At 68.1% G+C, this 24,716-nt stretch carries 12 protein-coding genes; 4 read left to right on the top strand and 8 right to left on the bottom strand.

What is annotated here, in order from left to right:
• The first annotated feature begins 37 nt into the window (after positions 1-37).
• The 4 genes from pks13 to P9A17_RS27310 are packed head-to-tail and all read left to right on the top strand — an operon-like array spanning position 38 to position 9,331.
• Positions 38-5,395, top strand: coding sequence for a polyketide synthase Pks13 (pks13, locus tag P9A17_RS27325; RefSeq protein ID WP_278041901.1), 5,358 nt, complete (start codon positions 38-40; stop codon positions 5,393-5,395).
• Positions 5,392-6,942: an acyl-CoA carboxylase subunit beta gene (locus P9A17_RS27320; RefSeq protein ID WP_278041900.1), complete on the top strand. Its 1,551-nt coding sequence runs from the start codon at positions 5,392-5,394 to the stop codon at positions 6,940-6,942. The genes pks13 and P9A17_RS27320 overlap by 4 nt, the downstream gene beginning before the upstream one ends.
• A 57-nt stretch (positions 6,943-6,999) precedes the next feature.
• Positions 7,000-7,902: a DUF4331 family protein gene (locus P9A17_RS27315; RefSeq protein WP_278041899.1), complete on the top strand. Its 903-nt coding sequence runs from the start codon at positions 7,000-7,002 to the stop codon at positions 7,900-7,902.
• 19 nt (positions 7,903-7,921) lie between these two features.
• Positions 7,922-9,331 carry a serine/threonine-protein kinase gene (locus P9A17_RS27310; RefSeq protein WP_278041898.1) on the top strand — a complete coding sequence of 470 codons (1,410 nt, stop codon included), beginning with the start codon at positions 7,922-7,924 and terminating at the stop codon, positions 9,329-9,331.
• Here the strand turns inward: P9A17_RS27310 and P9A17_RS27305 are convergent.
• The 8 genes from P9A17_RS27305 to P9A17_RS27270 are packed head-to-tail and all read right to left on the bottom strand — an operon-like array spanning position 9,328 to position 24,419.
• Positions 9,328-10,206: an MBL fold metallo-hydrolase gene (locus tag P9A17_RS27305; protein ID WP_278041897.1), complete on the bottom strand. Its 879-nt coding sequence runs from the start codon at positions 10,204-10,206 to the stop codon at positions 9,328-9,330. The two genes, P9A17_RS27310 and P9A17_RS27305, sit on opposite strands and share 4 nt — an antisense overlap.
• A complete protein-coding gene (locus P9A17_RS27300; protein WP_278042041.1) occupies positions 10,203-13,331 on the bottom strand; it encodes an arabinosyltransferase domain-containing protein in 3,129 nt (1,042 codons plus the stop codon). The genes P9A17_RS27305 and P9A17_RS27300 overlap by 4 nt, the downstream gene beginning before the upstream one ends.
• Positions 13,332-13,375: 44 nt before the next feature.
• Positions 13,376-16,657 (bottom strand): arabinosyltransferase domain-containing protein, encoded by a 3,282-nt coding sequence (locus tag P9A17_RS27295; protein ID WP_278041896.1) that lies wholly within the window; start codon positions 16,655-16,657, stop codon positions 13,376-13,378.
• A 53-nt stretch (positions 16,658-16,710) separates the two neighbouring features.
• Positions 16,711-19,941 (bottom strand): arabinosyltransferase domain-containing protein, encoded by a 3,231-nt coding sequence (locus P9A17_RS27290; RefSeq protein WP_278041895.1) that lies wholly within the window; start codon positions 19,939-19,941, stop codon positions 16,711-16,713.
• A 4-nt stretch (positions 19,942-19,945) separates the two neighbouring features.
• Positions 19,946-21,808 (bottom strand): galactan 5-O-arabinofuranosyltransferase, encoded by a 1,863-nt coding sequence (locus P9A17_RS27285; RefSeq protein ID WP_278041894.1) that lies wholly within the window; start codon positions 21,806-21,808, stop codon positions 19,946-19,948.
• Positions 21,808-22,590 carry a decaprenylphospho-beta-D-erythro-pentofuranosid-2-ulose 2-reductase gene (locus P9A17_RS27280; RefSeq protein ID WP_278041893.1) on the bottom strand — a complete coding sequence of 261 codons (783 nt, stop codon included), beginning with the start codon at positions 22,588-22,590 and terminating at the stop codon, positions 21,808-21,810. Before P9A17_RS27280 ends, P9A17_RS27285 begins: the two co-directional genes overlap by 1 nt.
• Positions 22,591-23,973, bottom strand: a complete 1,383-nt coding sequence (locus tag P9A17_RS27275) for an FAD-binding oxidoreductase (RefSeq protein ID WP_278041892.1) — start codon at positions 23,971-23,973, stop codon at positions 22,591-22,593.
• Between the two features lie 32 nt (positions 23,974-24,005).
• Positions 24,006-24,419, bottom strand: a complete 414-nt coding sequence (locus P9A17_RS27270; RefSeq protein WP_278041891.1) for a GtrA family protein — start codon at positions 24,417-24,419, stop codon at positions 24,006-24,008.
• Positions 24,420-24,716: the final 297 nt, after the last annotated feature.

The raw sequence follows: 24,716 nt of genomic DNA, 5'->3' as shown, positions 1-24,716 counted from the left end.
CGTGCCGGTCGCTTGGCGATCGTGAGGTTTAGTGAACATGGCTGAAGCACAGGACGATTCGGGCAAGCTCCCGAACAAGCAGGGTCCGGATATGACCGTCAACGAGATGCGTGAATGGTTGCGCAACTGGGTCGGTGAGGCGACGGGGCAGGCGCCCGATTCGATCAACGAGACGGCACCGCTGGTGGAGCTCGGTTTGTCGTCGCGTGACGCCGTCGCCATGGCCAGCGACATCGAGGACCGCACCGGTGTGACGCTCACCGCGACGGTGGCGTTCCGGCACCCCACAATCGAGGCTCTGGCCACCGTCATCATCGAGGGTGAGCCCGAACAGGATTCGTCGGCGCTGGACGCCGAGGACTGGTCCCGGGACGTGGACGAAGGTGCCGCGAACATCGCGATCATCGGTGTGGGGACCCGCTTTCCAGGCGACATCAACACTCCGGCGGAGATGTGGAGCGCGCTGCTGGAAGGTCGCGACGCCATCACCGATCTGCCCGATGGGCGCTGGTCGGAGTTCCTGAGCGAGCCGCGTGTCGCCGAGCGGGTCGCCAAAGCCCGCACCCGTGGTGGCTACCTGTCCGACATCAAGGGTTTCGACGCCGAGTTCTTCGCACTGTCGAAGATGGAAGCCGACAACATCGACCCGCAGCAGCGGATGGCGCTGGAACTGACGTGGGAAGCGTTGGAGCACGCCAGGATTCCCGCTTCGAGCCTGCGCGGTGAGAGTGTCGGCGTGTACATCGGCAGCTCGGTCAACGACTACATGTTCATGTCGGTCGCCGATCCCGCCGTCGCCCACCCATACGCCATCACCGGTAACTCAAGTGCCGTCATCGCGAACCGTGTGTCGTACTTCTACGACTTCCGCGGTCCGTCGATGGCCATCGACACCGCATGCTCCTCGGCACTGGTGGCTGTCCACGAGGGAGTCAAGGCGCTGCGGGCCGGGGATGCCGACGTGGTGCTGGCCGGTGGTGTCAACGCGCTGGTAACGCCTTTGGTGACAGTCGGTTTCGACGAGGTCGGTGGCGTTCTCGCGCCCGACGGCCGGATCAAATCGTTCTCGAAGGACGCCGACGGTTACGCGCGCTCCGAGGGCGGCGGCATGATCGTGCTCAAGCGCCTGGCCGACGCGCGCCGCGACGGTGATCAGATCCTGGCCGTCATCGCCGGTGGTGCGGTTAACCATGACGGCAGGTCCAACGGCATGCTGGCGCCCAATCCCGACGCGCAGGAAGCGGTGCTGCGCAAGGCATACAAGGACGCCGGCATCGATCCGCGCACCGTCGACTACGTGGAGGCGCACGGCACCGGCACCATCCTCGGCGACCCGATCGAGGCGGACGCTCTGGGCCGGGTCATCGGTCGCGGCCGCGCCGATGACAAGCCTGCCCTGCTGGGTGCGGTGAAATCCAATCTCGGGCACCTTGAGTCGGCGGCCGGCGCCGCAAGCCTGGCCAAGATGGCACTCGCGTTGCACAACAACAAGATTCCGGCGTCGATCAACTACACCGGCCCGAACCCCTACATCGATTTCGAGCGGGAGCACCTCAAGGTCGCCGACACCGCCACCGACTGGCCGCGGTACAGCGGCCGCGCGATCGCCGGGGTGTCCGGTTTCGGTTTCGGCGGCGCCAACGCGCACCTGGTGCTGCGTGAGTTGCTGCCCGAAGATCTGGTCGAACCCGCGCCGGAACCCGATGTGGCCGTGGTGTCTCCGGCCGGCGATGCCAAGCCGGCCGTGTATGTCGGCGGCATGCTCGTCGAGGACGACGATGACGACGACGAGTACGGTGACGATGCACGAGACCCCGACTTCTACGGGGTCGTCGCCGACACCGAACCCGAACTCCCCGGCCTGACCGACGAGGCCCTTCGCCTGCTGGAGATCGCCCGCGAGGAGCTCGCCCAGCAGGAGGCGGACGAACCGCGAAACAAGCTTGTCCCGCTTGCTGTTTCGGGATTCCTGACCTCCCGCAAGAAGGTGACCGCCGGCGAGCTCGCCGATTGGATCGACAGCCCGGAGGGCCGCGCGTCGTCGCTGGAATCGATCGGCCGGTCGCTGTCCCGGCGCAACCACGGGCGGTCCCGCGCCGTCGTGCTCGCCCACGACCACGACGAGGCCGTCAAGGGCCTGCGCGCGCTGGCCGAGGGCAAGCCGAACCCGATCGTCATCACCTCCGACGGGCCGGTCACCAACGGGCCGGTGTGGGTGCTCGCGGGATTCGGTGCGCAGCACCGCAAGATGGCCAAGAGCCTGTACCTGCGCGACGAGACGTTCGCCGAGTGGATCAACAAGGTCGACGCGCTGGTGCAGGACGAGCGCGGTTACTCGATCGTCGAGCTCATCCTCGACGACTCGCAGGACTACGGCATCGAGACCACGCAGACCGTGATCTTCGGTATTCAGGTCGCTCTCGGCGAGTTGCTGAAGGCCCACGGTGCGAAACCCGGTGCGCTGGTTGGCCAGTCGCTCGGTGAGGCCGCCGCCGCCTATTTCGCGGGCGGGTTGTCGCTGGAGGATGCCACCCGCACCATCTGTTCGCGCGCGCACCTGATGGGTGAGGGCGAGGCGATGCTGTTCGGCGAGTACATCCGCCTGATGGCGCTGGTGGAGTATTCGGCCGAAGAGATCGAGACCGTTTTCTCAGATTTCAAGGACCTCGAGGTCTGCGTGTATGCCGCGCCGACCCAGACGGTCATCGGCGGCCCGCCCGAGCAGGTCGACGCGATCATCGCCCGCGCCGAATCGGAGGGCAAGTTCGCCCGCAAGTTCCAGACCAAGGGCGCCAGCCACACTCAGCAGATGGATCCGCTGCTCGGTGAGCTCGCCGCGGAGATCCAGGGCATCGAGGCCTTGCCGCTGCAGACCGCGTACTACTCGACGGTGCACGAGGGCAACCTGATTCGTGCGGGTGCCGACCCGATCCACGACGTCGACTACTGGAAGAAGGGCTTGCGGCACAGCGTGTACTTCACGCACGGCATCCGCAACGCCGTCGACAACGGGCACACCACGTTCTTGGAGCTCGCGCCGAATCCCGTGGCGCTCATGCAGGTCGGCCTGACGACCGCCAGCGCGGGTCTGCATGGTGCGCAGTTGATCCCGACGCTCGCGCGCAAGCAGGACGAGGTCGATTCGATGACCACGGCCATGGTGCATCTGTTTGTGCACGGCCACGATCTCGATTTCCGGACGCTGTTCCCGCGCCGCTCGCAGGGCCTGGCCGGTGCGCTCGACTTCGCCGACATCCCGCCGACGCGCTTCCGCCGCAAGCCGCACTGGCTGAACGTGAACTTCACCGGTGACAGCTCGACCGTCATGCCGGGCAACCACGTCGCCACCCCCGACGGCAGGCACGTCTGGGAGTACGTCGGCAGTGGTGCCGATCTCGCTGCTCTGGTGAAAGCCGCTGCGGCAGTGGTTCTTCCGGATGCCAAGCTGACGGCGTCGGAGCAGCGCGCGGTGCCCGCCGAGGGTTCGCGCCTGGTGACGACGCTGACCCGGCACCCCGGTGGCGCCAGTGTCCAGGTGCACTCCCGGATCGACGAATCGTTCACGCTGGTCTACGACGCGATCGTGACGAGGGGCGGCCAGCAGACTGCGCTGCCCACCGCCGTCGGCGCGGGGACCATCGCCGAGATCGCCAGCACAACACCAGAACCCGAGCCCGAGGATGATGCGGCGATCCTGCACGACAACCTGACCGCGGGCGCAGGCATCGCGGCGGGCTTCGCCAAGTGGTCGCCCGACACGGGGGAGACCATCGGCCAGCGCCTCGGCACGATCGTCGGCGCGGCCATGGGATACGAGCCCGAGGACCTCCCGTGGGAGGTGCCGCTGATCGAGCTCGGCCTGGATTCACTGATGGCCGTGCGCATCAAGAACCGGGTCGAGTACGACTTCGACCTGCCGCCGATCCAGCTGACCGCGGTGCGCGATGCGAACCTCTACGCCGTCGAGAAGCTCATCGCCTACGCGGTGGAGAACCGCGACCAGGTCGACGAGCTGGCCGAAGCGCAGAAGGGTAAGACGGCCGAGGAGATCGCGGCGGAGCAGGCCGAATTGATGGGCGGTGCAAGCACAGTCGCCGAGCTCGAGGCAAAGCTCGCCGAAGCCGGGCACCCCATTGCCGGGGAGCCGGAAACCGACGAGACCGCCGTCGCCGCGGGATCCGAAGCACCTGCGGCTGTTTCACAAGCGGGAGCCATTCCGCCGCCCCCCACCGACCCGAGCGGCCCCGGCAAGCCGAGTGCAGCCGGCCTCGCTGCCCAGGTTCTCACCCAGGAGGCGGTCACCGAGGCGCTGGGCGCCGACGTGCCGCCGCGCGATGCCGCCGAGCGCGTCACGTTCGCGACGTGGGCGATCGTCACCGGCAAGTCGCCGGGCGGCATCTTCAACGAGCTGCCCGTCGTCGCCGACGACGTCGCCCAGAAGATGGCAGAGCGGTTGTCCGAGCGCGCCGACGGGACGATCACCGCCGAGCAGGTCAAGGCGGCCCGCACCATCCAGGACCTCTCGGTTGCCGTGCGCGACGAGATGGACGCCGGCGAACTCGACGGGTTCGTCCGCACGATCCGGGCCAGGAAAGAGGGCTCAAACCGCATCCCGGTGTTCGTGTTCCATCCCGCGGGCGGTTCCACCGTCGTCTACGAGCCGCTGCTGAAGCGATTGCCGGCGGACACCCCGATGTACGGATTCGAACGGGTCGAGGGCTCCGTCGAGGAGCGCGCCGCCGAGTACCTGCCGAAGCTGCGGGAGATCCAGGGCGACGGGCCCTACATCCTCGTCGGCTGGTCGCTGGGTGGGGCGCTGGCCTATGCCTGCGCGATCGGGCTCAAGCGCGAGGGCGCCGACGTGCGCTTCGTCGGGCTGATCGACATGGTGCGCCCCGGCGAGGAGATCCCGCAGACGAAGGAAGAGACGCGGGCCCGCTGGGACCGTTACGCGCTGTTCGCGCAGCGCACCTTCAACGTCGAGGTCCCGCCGATCCCGTACGAGGAGCTCGAAGCGCTCGACGACGGCGGCCAGGTGCAGTTCATCCTCGACGCCGTCAAGGACAGCGGGGTCGACATCCCCGGCGGCATCATCGAGCATCAGCGCACGTCCTACTTGGACAACCGGTTGCTGGAGACCGCTGAGATCCAGCCGTACGACGGGCACGTGACGCTCTACATGGCCGACCGCTACCACGACGACGCGATCTTCTTCGAGCCTCGCTACGCCATCCGGCAGCCCGATGGCGGCTGGGGTGAGTTCGTCGAAGACCTGGAGATCGTGCCGATCGGGGGCGAACACATCCAGGCCATCGACGAGCCGTACATTGCAAAAGTCGGCGCCCATCTGAGCGAGGCGATCAACGCTGTCGAAGCTGAGAGCGAGAGCAAGTGACTGAGAAGAAAACTGCCGAACTTCTGGCCGAACTCCACGAGAAGCTGGAGCTGGCCAAGGAGCCCGGCGGCGAGAAGGCAGTCGCGAAGCGTGAGAAGAAGGGGATCCCGAGCGCGCGCGCCCGGATCCACTCGCTGCTCGACCCCGGCAGCTTCCTGGAGATCGGCGCGCTGGCGAAGACGCCCGGCGATCCCGACGCGCTGTACGGCGACGGCGTGGTGACCGGCCACGGCACCATCAACGGCCGCCCCGTCGGCGTGTTCAGCCACGACCAGACGGTGTTCCAGGGTTCGGTCGGCGAGATGTTCGGCCGCAAGGTGGCGCGCCTGATGGAGTGGGTGGCGATGGTCGGCTGCCCGATCATCGGCATCAACGACTCCGCGGGCGCCCGCATCCAGGACACCGCGACGTCGCTGGCCTGGTACGCCGAGCTGGGCCGCCGTCACGAGTTGTTGCGCGGTCTGGTGCCCGAGATCTCGCTGATCTTCGGTAAGTGCGCCGGTGGCGCCGTTTACTCGCCGATCCAGACCGACCTCATCGTCGCCGTCCGCGACCAGGGCTACATGTTCGTCACCGGCCCGGACGTCATCAAGGACGTCACCGGTGAGGACGTCACCCTCGACGAACTGGGTGGCGCAGACGCCCAGGCCCGCTACGGCAACATCCACCAGGTCGTCGAGTCGGAGGCCGCGGCGTTCCAGTACGTGCGGGATTACCTGAGCTTCCTGCCCGGCAATACGTTCGACGATCCGCAGATCGTCAATCCCGGGCTGGAGCCGGAGATCACACCGCACGACCTTGAGCTCGACACGATCGTGCCGGACTCGGACAACCAGGCCTACGACATGATGGAGATCCTGCTGCGGATCTTCGACGACGGCGACGTCTTCCAGGTGGCCGAGCAGGCCGGCCCCGCCATCATCACTGCGTTCGCCCGCGTCGACGGCCGTCCGGTCGGGATCATCGCCAACCAGCCGATGTACATGTCGGGTGCGATCGACAACGAGGCCTCCGACAAGGCGGCCCGGTTCGTCCGCTTCTGCGACTCGTTCAACACCCCGCTGGTCTTCGTCGTCGACACCCCGGGCTTCATGCCGGGTGTCGAGCAGGAGAAGGGCGGCATCATCAAGCGCGGCGGCCGCTTCCTCAACGCCGTCGTCGAGGCCGGCATCCCGAAGGTGACCATCACCATCCGCAAGTCCTACGGCGGCGCGTACGCGGTGATGGGGTCCAAACAGTTGACGTCGGACTTCAACTTCGCCTGGCCGACCGCGCGGATCGCCGTGATCGGCGCCGAGGGTGCCGCGCAGCTGCTGGTCAAGCGATTCCCCGATCCGACCGCCCCCGAGGTGCAGAAGATCCGGGCCGATTTCATCGAGGGCTACAACACCTCGCTGGCCACACCGTGGATCGCGGCCGAGCGCGGCTTCATCGACGGCGTCATCGAACCGCATCAGACGCGGCTGCTGCTGCGAAACTGCATGCGCCTGCTGGCCGACAAGCAGATCAGCCGCGTGCACCGCAAGCACGGCCTGACGCCCATTTAATGGCGCAGTGCGGTTGGATAGAGGCACCGACGAGCGCTTGCGCGAGGAGTATTGCCATTGTCGACTGATTTCACCGGGCTGAGGCGGGGAGCTCCACTCGGCGATTCGCGTTTGGACCTGTGCGACCTTTTCGTGTTCGTGTCGCCCGCCGATCCGTCGCGGACCGTGTTGCTCCTGACCGCGAACCCCAACGCCGACGCGCTGTATCCGGGCGCCGTCTACCGCATCGCCATCGACAACGACGGCGATCTGCGGAACGACATCGTGTTCAACTTCGTGTTCTCGGAGGTGATCGACGGACGCCAGAGGGTCGACGTCCGCCTCGGGCTGCAGGCCGAGGCGCGCGTGGACTCCGCGTCGGGTTCGGAGATCTTCGGCGGCGTCGAGGTGTCCTTCGACGACAATCCGCATGTGTGGCGCTCGCGCGGTGGCGCGTTCGTGTTCTTCGCCGGGGCCCGCAGCGATCCGTCGTTCACGGACTCCAATGTCATCGCGATGGCGGTGGAGCTGCCGACCAGCTACCTGGGTGCAGAGCCGGACGTGCGGATCTGGGCGCGCTGCAGCGTGATCAGAGACGGCAAGTGGTTCCATGCCGACCGCGCGGCACACCCGTGGATCAGCGGTTTCTTTCCCACAGACGACGAGCTGGCCGAGTTCAGCGCCGGTGAGCCGAACAGGGATCAGGCGCACTGGATGGGTCAACTCATCGACCTGATGACCGAGACCGGCGGCTACACCAGGAACGAGGCGATCGCGGCGATCGAAACCGAGGGCACGTTGCCCGACGTGCTGACGTTCGATCCGGCCAAGCCTGCCGCCTACCCGAACGGGCGGACGCTGACCGACGACGTCGCCGACTACCGGTCGAAGTTCCTCACCAACGGAAAGAAGGGCCTGCCCGGCTTCCACGCACCGAGCGGTCTGCTCACCGAGTTCCCGTACCTCGGTGATCCCCGCTGAGGAACAGTAGGATTCGCGCATGCCGCTGAGCGACGGCGAGGTCATCTCGGGTTACACGATCTCGCGGATGTTGGGTGCCGGCGGGATGGGTGAGGTCTATCTGGCCAAGCATCCGAGACTGCCGCGTTACGACGCACTGAAAGTGCTGTCGGCGACGGTGTGCGCCGACAGTGAGTACCGCGAGCGTTTCCATCGCGAGGCCGACATCGCCTCCTCGCTGTGGCATCCGCACATCGTCCAGGTGCACGACCGCGGTGAGTTCGAAGGCCGCCTGTGGATCTCGATGGACAACGTCGAGGGGACCGACGCGGCTCGCCTGCTCGCCGATCGGTATCCCAACGGGATGCCTCCCGAGTTGGTGATCCGGCTCGTCACCGCCGTCGGCGAGGCGCTCGATTACGCGCACCAGCGCGGCCTGCTTCACCGCGATGTCAAACCGGCGAACATCCTGATCGCCGATCCGGAGACGGAAAACGAGCGGATCATGTTGGCCGACTTCGGGATTGCGCGTCGCGTGGGTGAGGTCAGCGCACTCACCGGCACCAACATGACGGTGGGGACGGTGGCCTATTCGGCCCCCGAGCAATTGACCGCCGAGGACAGCATCGACGGCCGAGCCGACCAGTATGCGTTGGCGGCCACTGCTTTTCAGCTGTTGACCGGGACGCCCCCGTTCCACAATTCCAATCCGGCGATCGTCATCAGCCAGCACCTGACGGCGCACCCACCGAACATCGCGGTGCATCGTCCCGAATTGTCGGGGCTCGGCGAGGCGTTCGAGAAGGCGCTGGCGAAGTCGCCGACGGACAGGTTCGACCGGTGCGTGGACTTCGCGCGTGCGCTGGCCAATCGGAGTGCGGTGCTGGCGGGTGGAGTCGACGATCCCGACGCGACGCGGTTCGCCGGTGCCGCCGCGGGGCCACGGCATGCGAAGCCGGCGGCCCAGCCGGCGACGGCATCCCGGTCCTACGGCCGCATCCTGATCGTCGCCGCCCTGCTGCTGTCGTTGGCGGCGGTCGCCGCTGTGGTCCTGCTCGGGGTCTTCGAGCGTGACGAGATCCGGACGCAGACAAGGGAACCCACATCGAGCGCGGTGCCGTCGCCGTCAGCGGCGCCGCCGGGTGCGGTGACGTTGCCCGTCGTGGTCGTCGGTGCGGACTGCGCGACCCTCGGTGGCGCGGGCATCACCCAGGACGGTGAACCGGCCTACTGTGCCCGGCTGGCATCGTCGGGCGAGCCGCTGTGGTCGATGTATCCCGGCGAGATCCCGCATCCCAGTAGCACTCCCGAACCCACCGAGGGCGTTCCGCCTGCGGATACTCCGGTGCTGGTGTGCATGGAGCAGACGGGGCAGAACCAGGCCGACTGCCACGACGACATCCTGCAGGAGAACACCGACCCGTCGGCCAACGACACCCCGCAGAGTTAGATCGCGGGCAGGTCGAGCCAGTCGTCGATCTGGAACGCGTCTCCGCGTGCCACCACCGTCGCTCCGCCGCGGCCAGGGTAGTGCGCCGGGATGACCGCGGCGCGCCGCCGCGAGGCTTCTGTGAGCACCCGGTTGCGGGTGGCCGCGGCCGCTGCGGGATCCTCGTCGAACGCGCAGGCGTCGTCGGGGCGTGGGATCTGGATCGGGCAGTGGGTCAGGTCGCCGACGAACACCGCAGGCACGCCCGCGTCCAGCCACACCACCGATGATCCCGGCGTGTGCCCGGAAGCCGGACGCAGCCACAGCGATTCGCTGATCTGCTGGTCACCCGAAAACAGTTGAATCTGCTCAGCGACCGGCAACACACTGTCGGCGAACACGATCCGCATGTTGTCGTTCTCTCCGGGACCATCCGGCGCGAAGTGCCGGTAGTCCGGTTCGGGCATCAGATACCGCGCGTTGGGGAACGTCGGCACCCACCCGTCCGCGCTCAGCCGGGTGTTCCAGCCGACATGATCGGTGTGCAGATGGGTGTTGATGACGACGTCGACGTCCTCGGGCTGCACGCCCGCATCGGCAAGGGCCGCAAGGAATCCGGTGTCGAGGTGGTCCAGGGGCGGCATGTGCCGCCGGTCGCGGTCGTTGCCGACCCCGGTGTCGACCAGCACGGTCATCCCGTCGACCCGAAGCACCCACGTCTGGATCGCGATCTTCCACTGATCGGCGGCACGGTCCCAGAAGTGCGGCTCCATGAGGTCGGCGTTCTCGGCCCACGCCTCGGCCGGTGTCAGCGCGAACATCGAGGTCCGCACGCCGAACCGCGTCTCGACGACCCGCGTCAGCGTCGCGCGGCCCAGCGTGACGCGGTCGGTCACGGCTGGTAGCGCATCGAGCCGGGCGAGTACAGCCCGGAATGGGTGGTCGAGCCGAGGTCGATCTCGGCGGGCTCGGCGTCGACGATGGTGTCGAAGCGGCGCAGCGACCCCCAGTCCTGGCCCCAGTCATTGGACAGGTACGTCGACATCACCGATGCGCGCAACAGTAGGTCGGTGATGCCGAGCAGGCCACCGTTGAGACCGTCCTGCCACGTGTCGGTGCTCTGCAGCTTGGCGTAGTAGTCCGGCGAGATACGGAACTTCGGGATCTCGGTGACGCCGTTGGCGTGCAGCATCGGCTGCTGGCACGGGAATGCCAACCCCACCGCCCAGTCCAGTAGCACCGGTTCGGTCGAGCCGATGTACTCCTGCACCGAGCGCACCTCGGGAACACGCGGCGGTGTGACGGCGACCCAATCTCCCTGTCCGAGTGACAGATCCTCGGCGATGACGCGCACAGCGACGGCGTCGGCGGGGATCTGGGAGCGCGGGTAACGCAGGTTGCGCCACGACGGGGTCGGGCCGACGTCGTACGGGCTGACGCGGCCCGCGGGCACGGGGACGCCGTCGGGGCCGCGGGTGGCGTACTCCAGATCCACGGTCTGACCCGTGGTGAGGTTGTTCGCGACGCTGGTGCCCGTGATCGTGCCGGCCGCGGAGATCACGACGAGCGGGTGGGCGTCGTCGGCGGGCGGCAGTTCGTACCACGCGGAGGCGAGGCGGCTTTCCTGTTGCGGCCCCGTCGAATACGTGCCTGCCACCGGAACGCGGGCGGGATCCAGGCCGTACGGCAAGGGCACCGTCGAACCGTTGACACCGGGGCGTGCCAGCTTGGCGGGACGGTTCCAGTCGTAGTCGGTGCCCGGCTGGGGATTGTTCAGCCGGATCGCTTCGGCGATGATCCGGTCGGGAACCCCGTTGGGGGAGAAGCCCGCCGGATCGGTGCCGCCCAGCGGCCCGAGTGGGCCGTAACGTCCCGGCGTCGGCGTCAGGAAGCCGTCGTTGGAGTCCGGCTCGACGAGGACGTCGTCGGCAAGTCCGCAGCCGCCGGCGAATGCGCGGATGTTGGCCCAACCGTTGGAATAGGTGGGGTACTGGCGCACCACCCCGATCGCCATCGACGCCACCATGAACAGCACCATGAACCCGGCGGCGACGGGAATCGGGGCGGCAGTCAGCACGGTGACGATGCGGGAGTCCTGCTTGTTGCGCAGGTGCAACCAGAACGCCCACAGCGCGGCGACGCCGAACAGGACGAAGAACACCGCGCTGACGGTGACCCCGCCGAGCTGGGGCACCGAATTGTTGTAGGGCGCACCGAAGTTGGAGACGTACCACCAACCATTCGTGGACGCGAAACACATCGCGAGGACGAACATGATGCCCGCAAGGAACGCCATCCGGTTGCGTGCCGACCGCAGCACCGCCGGCGATACCAGCACCGTCGCGAGCGCGGCCATGGCGCCACCCACCGCCGCGAACAGGCCGAAGTGGTGGATCCACTTGGTGGGGGTGAACATCAGGAAGAAGATCGTGGCGAAGATGACGCCCATCAACCGCCACGCCGGGCCGCGCGCGACACCGGGAACGCGCTTGCGGCGCAACATGATGAACAGCGATGCGAACAGGCACAGCGCGGTGAACAGGAACGCCACCCGGCGCGCGATCGCACCGTCGGTGGTCGGCAGGATCAGGTAGTAGTAGCGCAGGTTCTCGGTCCACCACTCCTGGCTGGGGCCGATCGCGGTGCGAATCTTGGTGGCTTCCAACACCGTTGCCAAGGTCTGGTCGGCGAACACCACCGCCAGGATCACCGTGCCCGCCGCGAGCAGCGGCGCCAGCAGCGGCCACAGGCCGACCACCGTGCGGCGGCGCATCACGATGCGCAGGATCGGTCGGCCACCGGCGATCAGCGCCGCGACAGCGATCAGGCCCGTCGGCTGGATGCCGAGTGTGAACGCGGCAGTGGTGATGGCCAATGCGGCGGGCGTGAGCCGGCCGGACGTCACGGCGCGCTCGATCAGCACGTAGGTGATCAGTGCGCCGGTGGCGATCTGGCCCTCGGGGCGCAGGCCGTTGTTGAACGGGAACCACGCGCCGAGCAGAACCAGCCCGGCGGCCCACAGCGCGGGTCGGCTCGCGATCACGGCAGGACCCAGGCGCGGCAACACTTCTCGCGACAGCAGCAGCCAGCAGACCACCGAGCAGATCAGGTCGGGCAGTCGCATCCAGATGCTGGCGGTGCTCACCTGGCTCATCAGCGCCAGCAGGTTGTAGTACCAGCCGAACGGATCCTCGGGGCTGCCGAACCAGCGGAAGTAGTTCGACATGTAACCCGCGTGGTCGGCGACCCGGGCCATCTGCAGGATGTAACCGTCATCGGAGGAGTTGGCGCCGATGACGTACCAGATCGCGAACACGCCGAGGACGGTCACGTCGACCGCCGTCAGCGTGCGCCAGCGCGTCGGGATCAGGCGGTGCATCCTGCGGCCGTCGAGCCGGTCGAGGCGCCACAGGGCGAGCAGGGCGATCACCGTGCACGCGATCGACAGCAGGATCGCGGCCAGCTTCATCGCCGTCGGGTGCGTGGTGAACCGGGTGTCGATGTCGGCGGAGAACGTCAGCCCCGGCGGTGCGGGTCCGACGAGGTCGGTGAAGACGCCGACGATGGCGGGCCGCAGGTTGGGGTCGGCGTAGCCGGTGCGCTGCGGCGAGCCGTCTTCCTGGGTGAGGCCGACGAAGTCGGCGAACGTGCCGTCGTGCGACGACGTGATGCGTAGGTCCGAACAGCCGGAGATCCGGTCGCGTTCGACGCTGGCGACGACGACGTTGCGCACGATCACGTCGACGCGTTCGTCGCCGACGGTGACGAGCATCGCGTTGAGGGCGGCGTCGCGGCCCTGCTCCGGGGCGGTGCCGAGCACCAGGCCGCCGTCGGCGGGCATGTCCTGCAGCACCTGACACGGGATCGTCGCCGTCAGGCTCACGGGCGCCTGCGAGATCAGGGGCGCGGTGACGTTGGCGTACTGCCCGCCCTGCGGCCAGTTCAGCGTCGCGGTGGTCTGCGTGACGGGCAGCAGCGGGACCGCCACGGCGGCGATGAAGCCGAGGAGGCCCGCGATCATGGCGACCCAGCGCGCCACCTTCACATCGTTCTTCACGTCATTCGTCACGGCAGGGCCCGGATCGGTCCGCCGCGATTCCAGCCGAACACCCGCGTCGACCCTTCCTCGATCACCGCATCCGGTGCTTCGTCACGTGGCACGACCCGCAGGTAGCGCTCCAGCGATCCCCAGTCGCGGTACCAGTCGCCACTCAGATAGGTCGGGATGGACTCGGTGCGCAGCAGCGACTGGATGAACAGGAACGGCCCACCGGTCTGCGCGGCCTGCCACTGGTTCGACGACACGACGATCTGCTTGAAGTTCGGCATGATCCGGTAGTCGGGCAGCTCGGCGACGCCGAGGTGTTCGGCGAACGGGCGCTGGCACGGGAAGTTGGCGGCGGTGGCGATGTCCATCAGCACCGGGGTGTCGCGGCCGAGGAACTCGCCCGCGGTCTGCAGCACGGGCACCCGCGGCGGGGTGAAGCCGAACCACTGGTCTTCGGACAGGTTCGGATCGTCGGCGACGATGCGCGCCACGTTGGCCTCCGGCGGCGCCCACGCCAGCGGGAAGCGCAGGTTGCGCCACGCCTTCTGCTGGAAGATGTCAATCGGCTGGACCTCGCCGAGCTCCTGGTAGGTGCCGTCGGGACGGTGCACGCCCCACTGCAGCTTCAAGGACTGCCCGTAGTTGAACGAGCCGTCCTCGTTGTACCACCAGATCGCGCCCGCGGCGGCGACGGTCACCAGCGGCCGGTCCGGCGTGCGGGGCGGCAGCTGATACCAGGCCGACGTCGCCTTCGCCGCCACGGTGTTCTCGTCCCAGCTGCCCATCACCGGTGTCGTCTTCGGGTCGAGTCCGAACGGCAGGAAGACCCGCGACCCGTTGACGCCCTCGGGTCCGTAGCCGCCGCCGGTGCCCGCGGCGTAGCCGACGCCGATGTTCGGTTTGTCGACGGGCCCGTCGGAGTTGACGGTGCCGGGGTTGGCGGCGACGGGCTCGGCCGGCTCGAGGGTGTCGCTGACGCCGTTGGGGGTGAAGCCGACGGGGTCCTCACCGCCGAGCGGTCCGTACTCGCCGAACCGCTGGCCCGGAACCGGTTGCAGCATGCCGGCATTGGTGTCGGCCTCGACGAGGACGGCGTCGGCCATGGCACAACTGGAGCCTGAGGCGCCCGAAAGAAGGGCCGACGCGTTGGCCGAACCGATCGTGTAGACGGGGTAGCGGCTGGCGGTCGCCTTCAGCATCGAGCCGAGCTCGAGCACGACCATGATCGTCGCGACGATGAGCAGCGGCGTGGAGGCCAGCGCGCGATTGCGTCCGGTGTCGGCGACCTCGGTGTGGCCGGCGTAGTCCATCCGGAAGTGCAGCCAGCCGGCGAGCAGGCCGCCGATGATCGCGAGCACCAGGAAGATCGTCGTGACGGGGTAGCCGACGATCACGGGCTGTTTGTCGAACCAGGGCACGCCGTAGTTGGCGTTGTAGAACCAGCCGTTGATTCCTGAGGTCGCCCACGCCAGCACGAACAGCAGCGCCGTGACGTAGAGCGCCAGGTTGCGTCGGCTGTGCAGGCCGACGCGGGCGAACGCGAACGCGGTGACCGCGCCCAGGGCGCCGGCCAGACCGGCGAACGCGCCGAACTGCACCGCCCACTTCGTCGGCGTCACGGTCAGCAGCAGCAGGCCGATTCCGGTCGTCCCGACGAGGCGCCACACCGGGCCGCTGACCGCGCCGGGCACGCTGCCGCGCCGCAGCAGCACCGCGATGACACCGAACAGGCAGAGCAGCAGGATCAGCACAGAGAAGCGCCGCGTCAGGGAGCCGTCGACGCTGTCCTCGACGGTCAGGTAGTAGTACCGGAGGAATTCCTGGTACCAGGGCACCGTCGGGCCGACGACGTACTTGATGCGCACGGATTCGGCGACGGTGGCCAGGGTCTGGTCGCGGAACACGACGACGAAGACGAGCGATGCGGCCGCCGCGAAGGGGGCCAGCGCGGACAGCAGTCCGTCGGTGGCGCGCCGCAGCGACACGACGTGCGTCACGCCGCGTGCCCCGACGAGCAGCGGTGCGACGGCGACGAGGCCCTGCGGGGCCAGCGTCACCGAGAACACGGCGACGACGATGGCGAGCGCGTACGGCCACAGGCTGCGCGTCGCGAGAGCCTTCTCGGTCAGCATCCAGGCCGCGACGACACCGAAAGCGATCAGCGGCTCCGGTCGCAGGCCGTTGTTGAACGGTAGCCACGCCGCGAGGAACACCGCGCCCGCAGTCAGCACGGCCACGCGGTTGACGGCCAACCGCCTGCCGAGGCGCGGCAGAATGCACCGGGACACGATCAGCCAGGTGCCGATGGCGGCGGCAGTGGCGGGCAGTCGCAGCCAGACGCTGGCGGTGCTGATCGACGCGAGGTGGGACAGCACGCTCTGGTACCAGTCGAACGGCGCTTCCGAGGCCCCGAAATACCGGTAGTAGTTGGTGATGTAACCGGCCTCGCCCGACACCCGGGCGATCGTCGTGTTGTAGCCGTCGTCGGAGGACTGCGCGCCCACGAGGTGCCATACCAGCAGCGCGCTGATGACGCCGGCGTCGGTGAGCCATGTCCACAGCCCGGCGCGTCGGCGCGTCATGAACTCTTTCGGCACCCGGCGCCCCGAGGAGCGGTCGAGCAGGGCGAGCGCGACGATCGAGGCGATCACGCACAGCACGCCGAGCACCATGACGGCCAGCTTCAGCGTCGTCGGCGTCGTGATGAAGCGGGTGTCGATGTCGATGCGGGCGTTCAGGCCTGTGCTGGATGTCGCCGCCGGGGCGGCTCCGGCGTCCGGGCCGACCTCGAGATCGGTGAACACGCCGGAGACCTGCGGCCGCTTGTCGGGGGTGAGCGTGCCGGTCGCGCCGGGGATTCCGACGAAGTCGGCGCCGACCGCGCCGACATTGGCCCAGATGCGCAGTTCGCTGCAGGCACCGGAGTCGACGGCTTCGCGCGGGGCAACCGCGGCGACGGTGTCGCGGAAGGCGACGTAGACAACGTCGGCATTGGCGCGGACGAACAGCCCGTTACGGCCGACCTCGATGCCGCCGGGCGGGTTGGTGGAGAACACGAGCCCGCCGTCGGCGGGCAGCGTGGCGATCGTCGAGCACGGGATCGTGACGTCGAGGGAGCGGGGCGCCCCCGACACCAGCGGGGCGGTGATGTCGCTGACGAATCCGTCGGCGTTGGGGGCCTGGGGCCACGTGATCGTCGCGGTGGATTGCTTGACCGGAAGCAACGGGGCGAGCCCGCAGAGCACCAGTCCGGCGAGCCCCGCGATGACGGCGACGAGGCGGGCGGACGGGGCAGACACGAGGCTCGATGGTAGGCGACGAACCTATGCCGGGAACTTCGGCGTGCCGTGCCCTAGCTCAATCGCAACGGAGCGGGGCTCCACAGTCCGCTGCGTTCGGTCGTGCCGAGATCGAGCCGGGCCGGTTCGGCATTGCCGTAGTACGGCACGAACTGTTGCAACGCACCCCAGTCGCGGAACCAGTCGTCCTTCAGGTAGGTCGGCACGGTGACGGCGCGCAGCAGCAGCTCGGTGATGCCGAGTGGGCCGCCGCCGAGGTAGTCCATGACGGGCGAGTTGGCTTCGGCGCCGAACCGGTCGGGCAGGATGCGCCACTTCGGCACCTCGATGACACCGTTGCGGTGGCCGAACGGGCGTTGGCACGGGAACGCGAGGCCGACGAGCCAGTCGAGCAGCACCGGGTCGGTGGAGCCGACGACGTCCTGCAGCGTGCGCAGTTCGGGGATGCGGGGCGGCGTGACGGCGATCCAGTGGTCGGGGCTGAGGTCGTCGTCGGTGGCGACCAGCCGGATCTGGGTGGCGTCGGACGGAATGGACGACAGCGGGGCGCGGAGGTTGCGCCATGCGGGGGCGGCGCCGACGTCGCCGAAGCCGACGCCGCCGCGTGGTTCGCCGTCGGGGCCCGCCCATTGCACGACGACCTCGCCGGAGTCGAACCGTCCGGCCGCGGCGACGACGAGCAGCGAGTCGGACCGGTCCTGTTCACTCCAGCCGGCGGGCAGCTGGTACCAGGCCGAGCGCAGGAAGGCGGGCTGCTGCGTGCCGCTGCGCCAGCTGCCCATCACCGGGGTGCGGGTGGGGTCGAGGCCGTACGGCAGGCGGGCGCGGGAGCCGTTGACGCCTGCCGCGGACGTGGTGCCGCCCTCGGTGCCCGCCTCGGTGCCGGTGACGACGCCGCTGTCACTGTCGGCGAAGTTGCCGGAGCCGGGTTCCTCGGAGACGGGGTCGGGTGAGACGTCCGTCGGAATACCGTTGGGGCTGAAGCCTTCTGCGGTGACGTCGCCGAGTGCGTCGCCGGCGGGCACGTCACCGGCGGGGGACAGGAGGCCGGCGTTGACGTCCTGCTCGACGAGGACGTCCTCGGCCATGCCACACGTCTTACCGGTGAGCGCCTGCAGGTTCGAGCGGCCGACGGTCCACGCGGGGTACTGGCCGACCATCGCCACCGTCAGTGAGACCACTTGGAACATGACCAGCGTCCAGGTGGCGATTGCCAAGGGCGACTGGATGATTCGTTTCCACAGCGGTGCCGTGCCGGGCGGCGGTGGTTTGTCGCGGCCGGAGAAGTGGAACCATGCGGCCAGCAGCAGCGTCAGCAGCGACAGCCCCAGCAGCACCGTCATGAACCCGAATTTCCACTCGGGGAACGCGTTCGACCAGGGCACACCGAAGTTGGAGACGTACCACCAGCCGTTGACGGTCGCGAACGACAGCGCCGTCACGAACAGCACGGCAGCGGCGAACATCGCGCGGTTGCGGGGTGAGCGCATCGCGGCCGCGGAGATGGCGACGGCGGCGAGTGCGCCGAGGGAGCCGGCCAGCCCGGCGAACACACCGAAGTGGTGCGTCCACTTGGTGGGGGTGAACATCATCGCCAGGAACGCGATGACGGTGATGCCGATGATGCGGAGGCTCGGCCCCTGCGCGGTGCCGGGAATTCGGCCCTTGCGCAAGGTCATCGCGACGGAGACGGCCAGTGCGAGCAGCACGGCGAGCACGGCGAAGCGGCGCGCCACGGAACCGTCGGGGCTGGTGGTGAACAGTCGTGAGTAGCGGATGTGTTCGTCGAACCAGGCCAGGCTCGGGCCGACGGCCGACTTGAAGCTGCTGGCCTGAAGTTCGGCGGCCAGGGTCTGGTCGCGGAAGATCAGGAAGATCGTGACGGTGCCCGCGGCCGCGATGGGTGCGAGCAGCGCCAGGTAGCCGAAGCGTGAGGTATGCGCGGCAACAATGGTTTTCAGCGGGCCGATGGCGACGAGCAGCGCACCGACGGCGGCGATGCCGGTCGGGCCGGAGAACAGGGTGAGTGCACCGATGATGATCGCGACGGCGACGGGGAGCAGCCTGCTGGTCGCGACGCCGCGCTCCACCGAGCACCAGGTGAGCAGGATGCCGAGCGCGATGATCGGTTCGGGCCGCAGACCGTTGTTCAGTGGCAGCCAGAACACCAGGAACAGGCCGGCGGCCGTCCATGCCGCGGCGCGGCTGTGCTTGACCGAGGTGCCCAGACGCGGGATCACCTCCCGGCTGATCACCCACCAGCAGGCCAGCCCCATCAGCAGTGTGGGCAGGCGCATCCATGCGCTGGTGGTGCTGACGTGCGCCCACAGCGCGAGCAGGTCGTAGTACCAGCCGAACGGCGCTTCGGGGGTGCCGAACCAGCGGTAGTAGTTCGCCATGTAGCCGGCGTTCTCGGACACGCGGGCCATGGTCAGGATGTAGCCGTCGTCGGCCGTGTTGGCGCCGACGAAGTGCCACCACACCAGGACGGCGGTCACCAGGCCGTCGAGCGGGGACATCGACCACCATCGGGGCGGCAGGAAGCGTTTGTGCCGCCTGCCGTCGGCGCGGTCGAGCACGTGGAGGGCGCCCAGCGAGATGATCGTCATCGCGACGCCGACGATCATCGCGAGCAGCTTGAGCAGCGTCGGCGACGTGCTGTAGCGGGTGTCGATGGTCGCGGTGAGCTGCAGGCCGGGCGGTGCGCGACCGGACAGGTCGGTGAACACTCCGACGATCTGCGGGCGGAAGTCGTAGCCGCCGCGCTCGCCGCGCAGAGGTTCGCGCGGCTCGGCCGGGCGGACGGGATCGTTGATGTCGGGTTGTTCTAGTAGGCCCACGAACTCGCCCGTCACTTTGTCGGCGTGCGCGGTGAAGCGCAGTTCCTGGCATTGGGGGCTGAGGACCTGGTCCAGCGGTGCGCTGACGACCGGGGTGTTGCGGACGATGACGACGACGTCGTTGTTGACGCGTTCGATGAGCAGGCCGCGGTCGACGGCCTTGGGGGCCTGTTTGGGGACGGTCGACAGCAGCACGGTGCGGCCGGGCCGGTCCAGCCCCGCGGCGGCGCTGCACGGGATCGTGATGTCGAGGTCGGTGGCCACGTAGCCGATCAGTGGCGCGTCGACGCTCTGCAGGACGTCGTTCTGCGGCCAGGTGAGTTCGGCGGTCGTCTGGTTGACGGGCAGCAGCGGGGTGGCGACGGCGAGGACCGTGCCGAGCAGCCCCGCGATGATCGCGATGAGGCGTGCGGTGCGGTGATTGGCACCCGTCTCTCGGATCACGGGGCTAGATGGTAATTGGCTTGCGGATGGCCAGCACGAACGGTCCGATTGTGGACACGTCGAACCGCGGGTCGTCGAACAGCGCATCGTCGAGTTCGACGTGGTACCGGCGCACGTTGGGCTGGTTCGGGTAGACGTCCTCGGCCAGCCTCAGCGTGTAGCTGTCGTTGGCGCCGCGGCGCATCAGGAACACGTTCGGCGGCTGCCACGGCATGGTGTCGAGCGCCTCGATGAACTGGTCGGCGTTGGTCAGCATCGACCAGCCCTCGATGGCGCCCGCGCGCTGGTCGAATTGGGCGAGCGGGTTGGCGTAGTGCGAGGTCAGGCCCTGGAACCCGTAGTACGGGTAGTACGACAGGAAGCTGTAGTCGGCGGTCAGGACGACGCTCTCGTTGCGCGGCTTGCCGGTGATCTCCTGGATGCGGGCGTCGACTTCGCGGTAGTACTGCTCGGCGCCGGGCGGACGGCGGTCGGCGCGTTCCCCGTAGCCGTCGGTGTCGGTGTAGGCGACGACGATGTCGGAGCGCAGCACGTCGGGGATGTCCTGGGAGAAGGTGACGGCGCCGAGCGCGCCGACGGCCGTCGCGACGGCGACGACACGCTGCGCGTTGGCGGGCTGGACTCTGGCGGCGGCCATACGGGTCACCTCGATGAAGCCGAAGGCTCCGGCGGCGGCGAGCAGGATGGTCAAGGTCGGCTGCAGCCGGAACGACAGCAGCGTGGTGCCCACCAGTGTCGTCAGCATCGACAGCAGCGACCAGGCGTAGACGGCGAGCACGGCGACGGCCAGCGCCCCCGCGCGCGTGGAACTGCGGGCGCGGATCACCAGCCAGATCGTGCCGAGCATGCAGAGCGCGCCGAGGAGGGTGAACTTCAGCATCGGGAACGACAGTTCGGCGCCGTCCATCGGCAGGTAGTGCTGAGCGGTGCCGGACTCGGCGGGGGTGCCGCGGGCCGCGGCGAGCAGATACGGGGCCCAGGTGATGAGCATGATGAGCCCGGAGATGACGGCGATCGTCAGCACCCGCAGGATCGGATCCCACTGTCTGCGCGAGATGGCCAGCAGGAGCGCCATGATGGCGAGCGTGAGCGCGGCGTAGCCGAACAGCAGTGTGTAGAAGAGCCCGGTGACGCCGAGGAAGATGCCGGTGCCGACGACCGCCGCCCAACCGCCGTTGCGTTCTTTGCCCTTCAGTCCGGACCACGCGAGCACAAAGACAGGTGGCAGCAGCACGGCGATGATGGCCGCATAGGGCTCGGCAGGTGAGTACGCCAGCGCCGCGGCGGCCGTCGCCGTGGAGACGACCAGTGCGTACTCGAAGCGGATCATGGTGGCCCACAACACGAATGCGAGAACGATCGCGATCGTGATGGAGACGACCGACCACGGTTTGAACATCTCCCAGGCCGGTGTCCCGGTCAGGTCCGCGAGCCGACCGCCGATCCAGAACCAGCCCGCCGGGTAGTAGGGCGGCAGGCCGATGTAGGTCATGTCGTGCAGGCCGGGTTGGTCGGCGAGGCGGGTCAGGTATTCGGTGCGGAATTGCTGGTCGACGGAGATGCCGAACAGGTAGAGCCTGGTGGCGCCCAACGGCATCGCGAGGGTGACGACAGAGAATGCGGACAGGAACAGCACGGCCGTCATGCGGGCGAGTGTCTGTCTGCCTCGACGCCACAGGATGCCGCCGGCGAGAAGTCCGACGAGGCAGACGACCTGGCCGACGGTGGTCAACGCGTGGAGTTGGTTGGAGGAGTTGTAGGCCGGCCAGTCGACGCGGGCGATCGCGGCCAGGCTGACGACGGCGACCGTCGCCGCTATGACCGTGGCAGCGGCCATCTGGCCCGTGGCGGCCAGCGCGGCCTTCATCAGATAGGCAGCTTGCGGAAGATGGGGCGCGGGATGTGGCGCAGCACCATCATCACGAACCGGAACGGGCCGGGCGCCCAGATCAGGTCCTTGCCCTTGTTGGAGGCGGTGACGGCCAGTTCGGCGACGTCTTCCTTGTCGACGGTGAAGGGGGCCTCTTTGGCGCCGGTGGCCTTCCAGTGCTCGATCGTCGTCGTCGTGCGCACCTGGCCGGGCCGGATCACGAGCACACGAACACCGAACTCGCGCAGTGCTTCTCCGAGGCCGAGGTAGAAACCGTCGAGGCCGGCTTTGGTGGAGCCGTAGACGAAGTTGGAGCGGCGAACGCGTTCGCCTGCGGCGGAGCTCATCGCGATGATGCGCCCCGAGCCCTGCGCGCGCATCTTGTCGCCGAGGAGCACGCCGACGGAAACGGCTGCCGTGTAGTTGATTCCGGCGATCTGCACGGCTTTGCGCTGGTTCTGCCACAGTTCCTCGGCGTCGCCGAGAAGCCCGAACGCGACGACGGCGACGTCCACATCGCCGCTCTCCCAGGCCTTGTCGATGACGGCGGGATGGCTGTCGGTGTCGAGGGCGTCGAAGTCGACCCAGTCGACGGCGCGGGCGCCCGCGGCTTCGAGTTGCGCGATGGCCGCGTCCTTGCGGGGGTGACCGGGGAGGTCGGCGAGGATGACCCTGGCTTTGGCGTTGCGCAGGTAGCGCTCGGCGATCGCGAGGGCGATCTCGGAGGTGCCGCCGAGAAGCAGGATCGTCTGGGGGTTGCCGGTGGCATCAAAAACCATCTAGAGGAGCTCCAGTCGTCGGGCCATGTCGGAGGCGAACACGCCGTGGGGATCGACCTTGCGGCGCACGGCGATCCACTCGTCGATGCGGGGATACATGGCGTGGAAGGTCTCGGCGGTGGTGCGGGAATCCTTGGCGGTGTAAAGGCGTCCGCCGAACTCCAGGACTCGTTTGTCGAGTCCGTTGAGAAACTCATTGAGGCCCGCGGTGATCGGGAAGTCGACGCAGACGTTCCAGCCGGGGATCGGAAAGCTCAGTGGCGCTTCATTTCCCGGGCCGAACAGCTTGAAGACGTTGAGGAACGAGTAGAACCCGGAGCGCTGGATGTCGACGATGATCGCCTTGAATTCGTCGACGGCGCTGGTGGGCACCACGAACTGGTATTGCCCGAATCCCGAGGAGCCGTAGGCGCGGTTCCACTCCCCGAACATGTCGAGCGGGTGGTAGAACTGCGTCAGGTTCTGGACTTTGCCGCGATAGGTACCAGATTTGCGGTACCAGAGTTCGCCGATCGGCCCGAAGGTGTACTTGTTGGCCAGCCCGTTCGGGAAGACGTCCGGCAGCGTGAGCAGTTGCGGCGCATCGAATTTCAGAGGGTTCTTCTGAAGCTTCTTGGGTAGCTGGTCGATGGTGGCCAGGGAGCCCCGGGAGATGGCGGCACGGCCGAGTTTCGGTGGCGGGCTGATCGCGTCGAACCAGGCACTCGAGTAGGCGTAGTTGTCCTCGGTGCCGTCGCTGTGGAAGGCGATGGTCTCGTCTAGCGTGTTGGTGACGTCTCCGTCGGCGATGAAGTAGGCGGTCTCGGTGGGCGTCATTTCGATGGTGGCGCGAAGGATGATGCCGGTGAGTCCGTTGCCGCCGACGGTGGCCCAGAACAGATCGCGGTCGGGGCCTTCGGGGGTGATGGTGCGGATCTCGCCGTTGGCGGTGAGGAGGTCCATCGAGCGCACGTGGTTGCCGAAGCTGCCGGCGCTGTGGTGGTTCTTGCCGTGGATGTCGCAGGCGATGGCGCCGCCGATGGTGACTTGGCGGGTGCCTGGCAGGACGGGGACCCAGAGCCCGAGGGGCAGTGCGGCGCGCATCAGCTGGTCGAGGTTGACGCCGCCGTCCACGTCGACGAGACGGCTGTCGGAGTCCATCGAGTGGATGCGGTTCAGCGCGTTCATGTCGATGACGAGGCCGCCGCCGTTCTGGGCGTTGTCGCCGTAGGAGCGGCCGAGGCCGCGGGCGAGTACGCCGCGGCCGGGGTTCTCCGAGGCGCGTGCGACGGCCTTGGCGATCAGTTCGGGGTCCGGCGTCGACAGCACCTGCGCGACGGACGGAGCGGTGCGGCCCCAGCCGGTCAGCCGCTCCGTGGTGGTCGGAAACTCGGTGCTCAACATCGTCACAGAGGGTACCGCCTGCGGCCGTTAGGTCAGCGCAGCCGGAAGATCACCGCGCGCTGAACGATGAAGTTGATCACCGTCGCGGTGCCCTGGGCGATGACGAACGCGACGACCACGCCCATCGCCGAGTAGTCGAAGGCCCGGAGCAGGAGGTGGTTCAGGCCGACCTGCACCGCGAAGGTCGTGATGTAGAGCGCCCACACGGCGATCAGTCGACGGGTGCTGGGTGCTGCCTGGAACGTCCAGCGACGGTTGAGCAGGTATGCCGTGGTGGTGCCTGCGATCCAGCCGATGATCTTGGCCACGTCGGGATTGAGCCCCGCCACCTTGTAGAGCAGCACGTAGAGCCCGAAGTCCACGATCGCGGAGAAGCCGCCCGTGACGATGAAGCGCCAGATCTGCGTCTTAAGGCTCAGCTGCGGTGACAACGGGGGCTCGGCCACCCGCGCAGCTTACGGGGCAACGATCAGAAGGGTGGTGGTTGACGACGCCCGACGGGATTGCTTCTGCGTGCGGCGGGGTACAGACCAACATCGCGTCGGGTCTTCGGAGGGCACTATGCAGCAGGCGTTGGAACGTGGCGAAACGCGCTGTCCGCGATGCGGACACGGCGCGGCATACGCTTTCGCCGAAGGTCGGTCCGGTGTGCTCTGGTACCAGGTGACTTGTGGGCGATGTAACCACCTTCACCTGGAGAAGACCGGCGCAGTCGACGCCGCTTCCGCCGCGTGAGTGGTGCG

The sequence above is a fragment of the Mycobacterium sp. 236(2023) genome, from assembly GCF_029623955.1.
GTDB lineage: Bacteria > Actinomycetota > Actinomycetes > Mycobacteriales > Mycobacteriaceae > Mycobacterium.
The sequence above is the reverse complement of the archived record's forward strand: the minus strand, read 5'-3'. Positions and strand labels throughout refer to the sequence as shown.

What these genes read in the sequence shown, in the direction of transcription:
- P9A17_RS27285 (WP_278041894.1), bottom strand. Translation starts at nt 21,808, where the DNA reads ATGAAGGCCGCGCTGGCCGCCACGGGCCAGATGGCCGCTGCCACGGTC.
- P9A17_RS27280 (WP_278041893.1), bottom strand. Translation starts at nt 22,590, where the DNA reads ATGGTTTTTGATGCCACCGGCAACCCCCAGACGATCCTGCTTCTCGGC.
- P9A17_RS27310 (WP_278041898.1), top strand. Translation starts at nt 7,922, where the DNA reads ATGCCGCTGAGCGACGGCGAGGTCATCTCGGGTTACACGATCTCGCGG.
- P9A17_RS27300 (WP_278042041.1), bottom strand. Translation starts at nt 13,331, where the DNA reads ATGATCGCGGGCCTCCTCGGCTTCATCGCCGCCGTGGCGGTCCCGCTG.
- P9A17_RS27275 (WP_278041892.1), bottom strand. Translation starts at nt 23,973, where the DNA reads ATGTTGAGCACCGAGTTTCCGACCACCACGGAGCGGCTGACCGGCTGG.
- pks13 (WP_278041901.1), top strand. Translation starts at nt 38, where the DNA reads ATGGCTGAAGCACAGGACGATTCGGGCAAGCTCCCGAACAAGCAGGGT.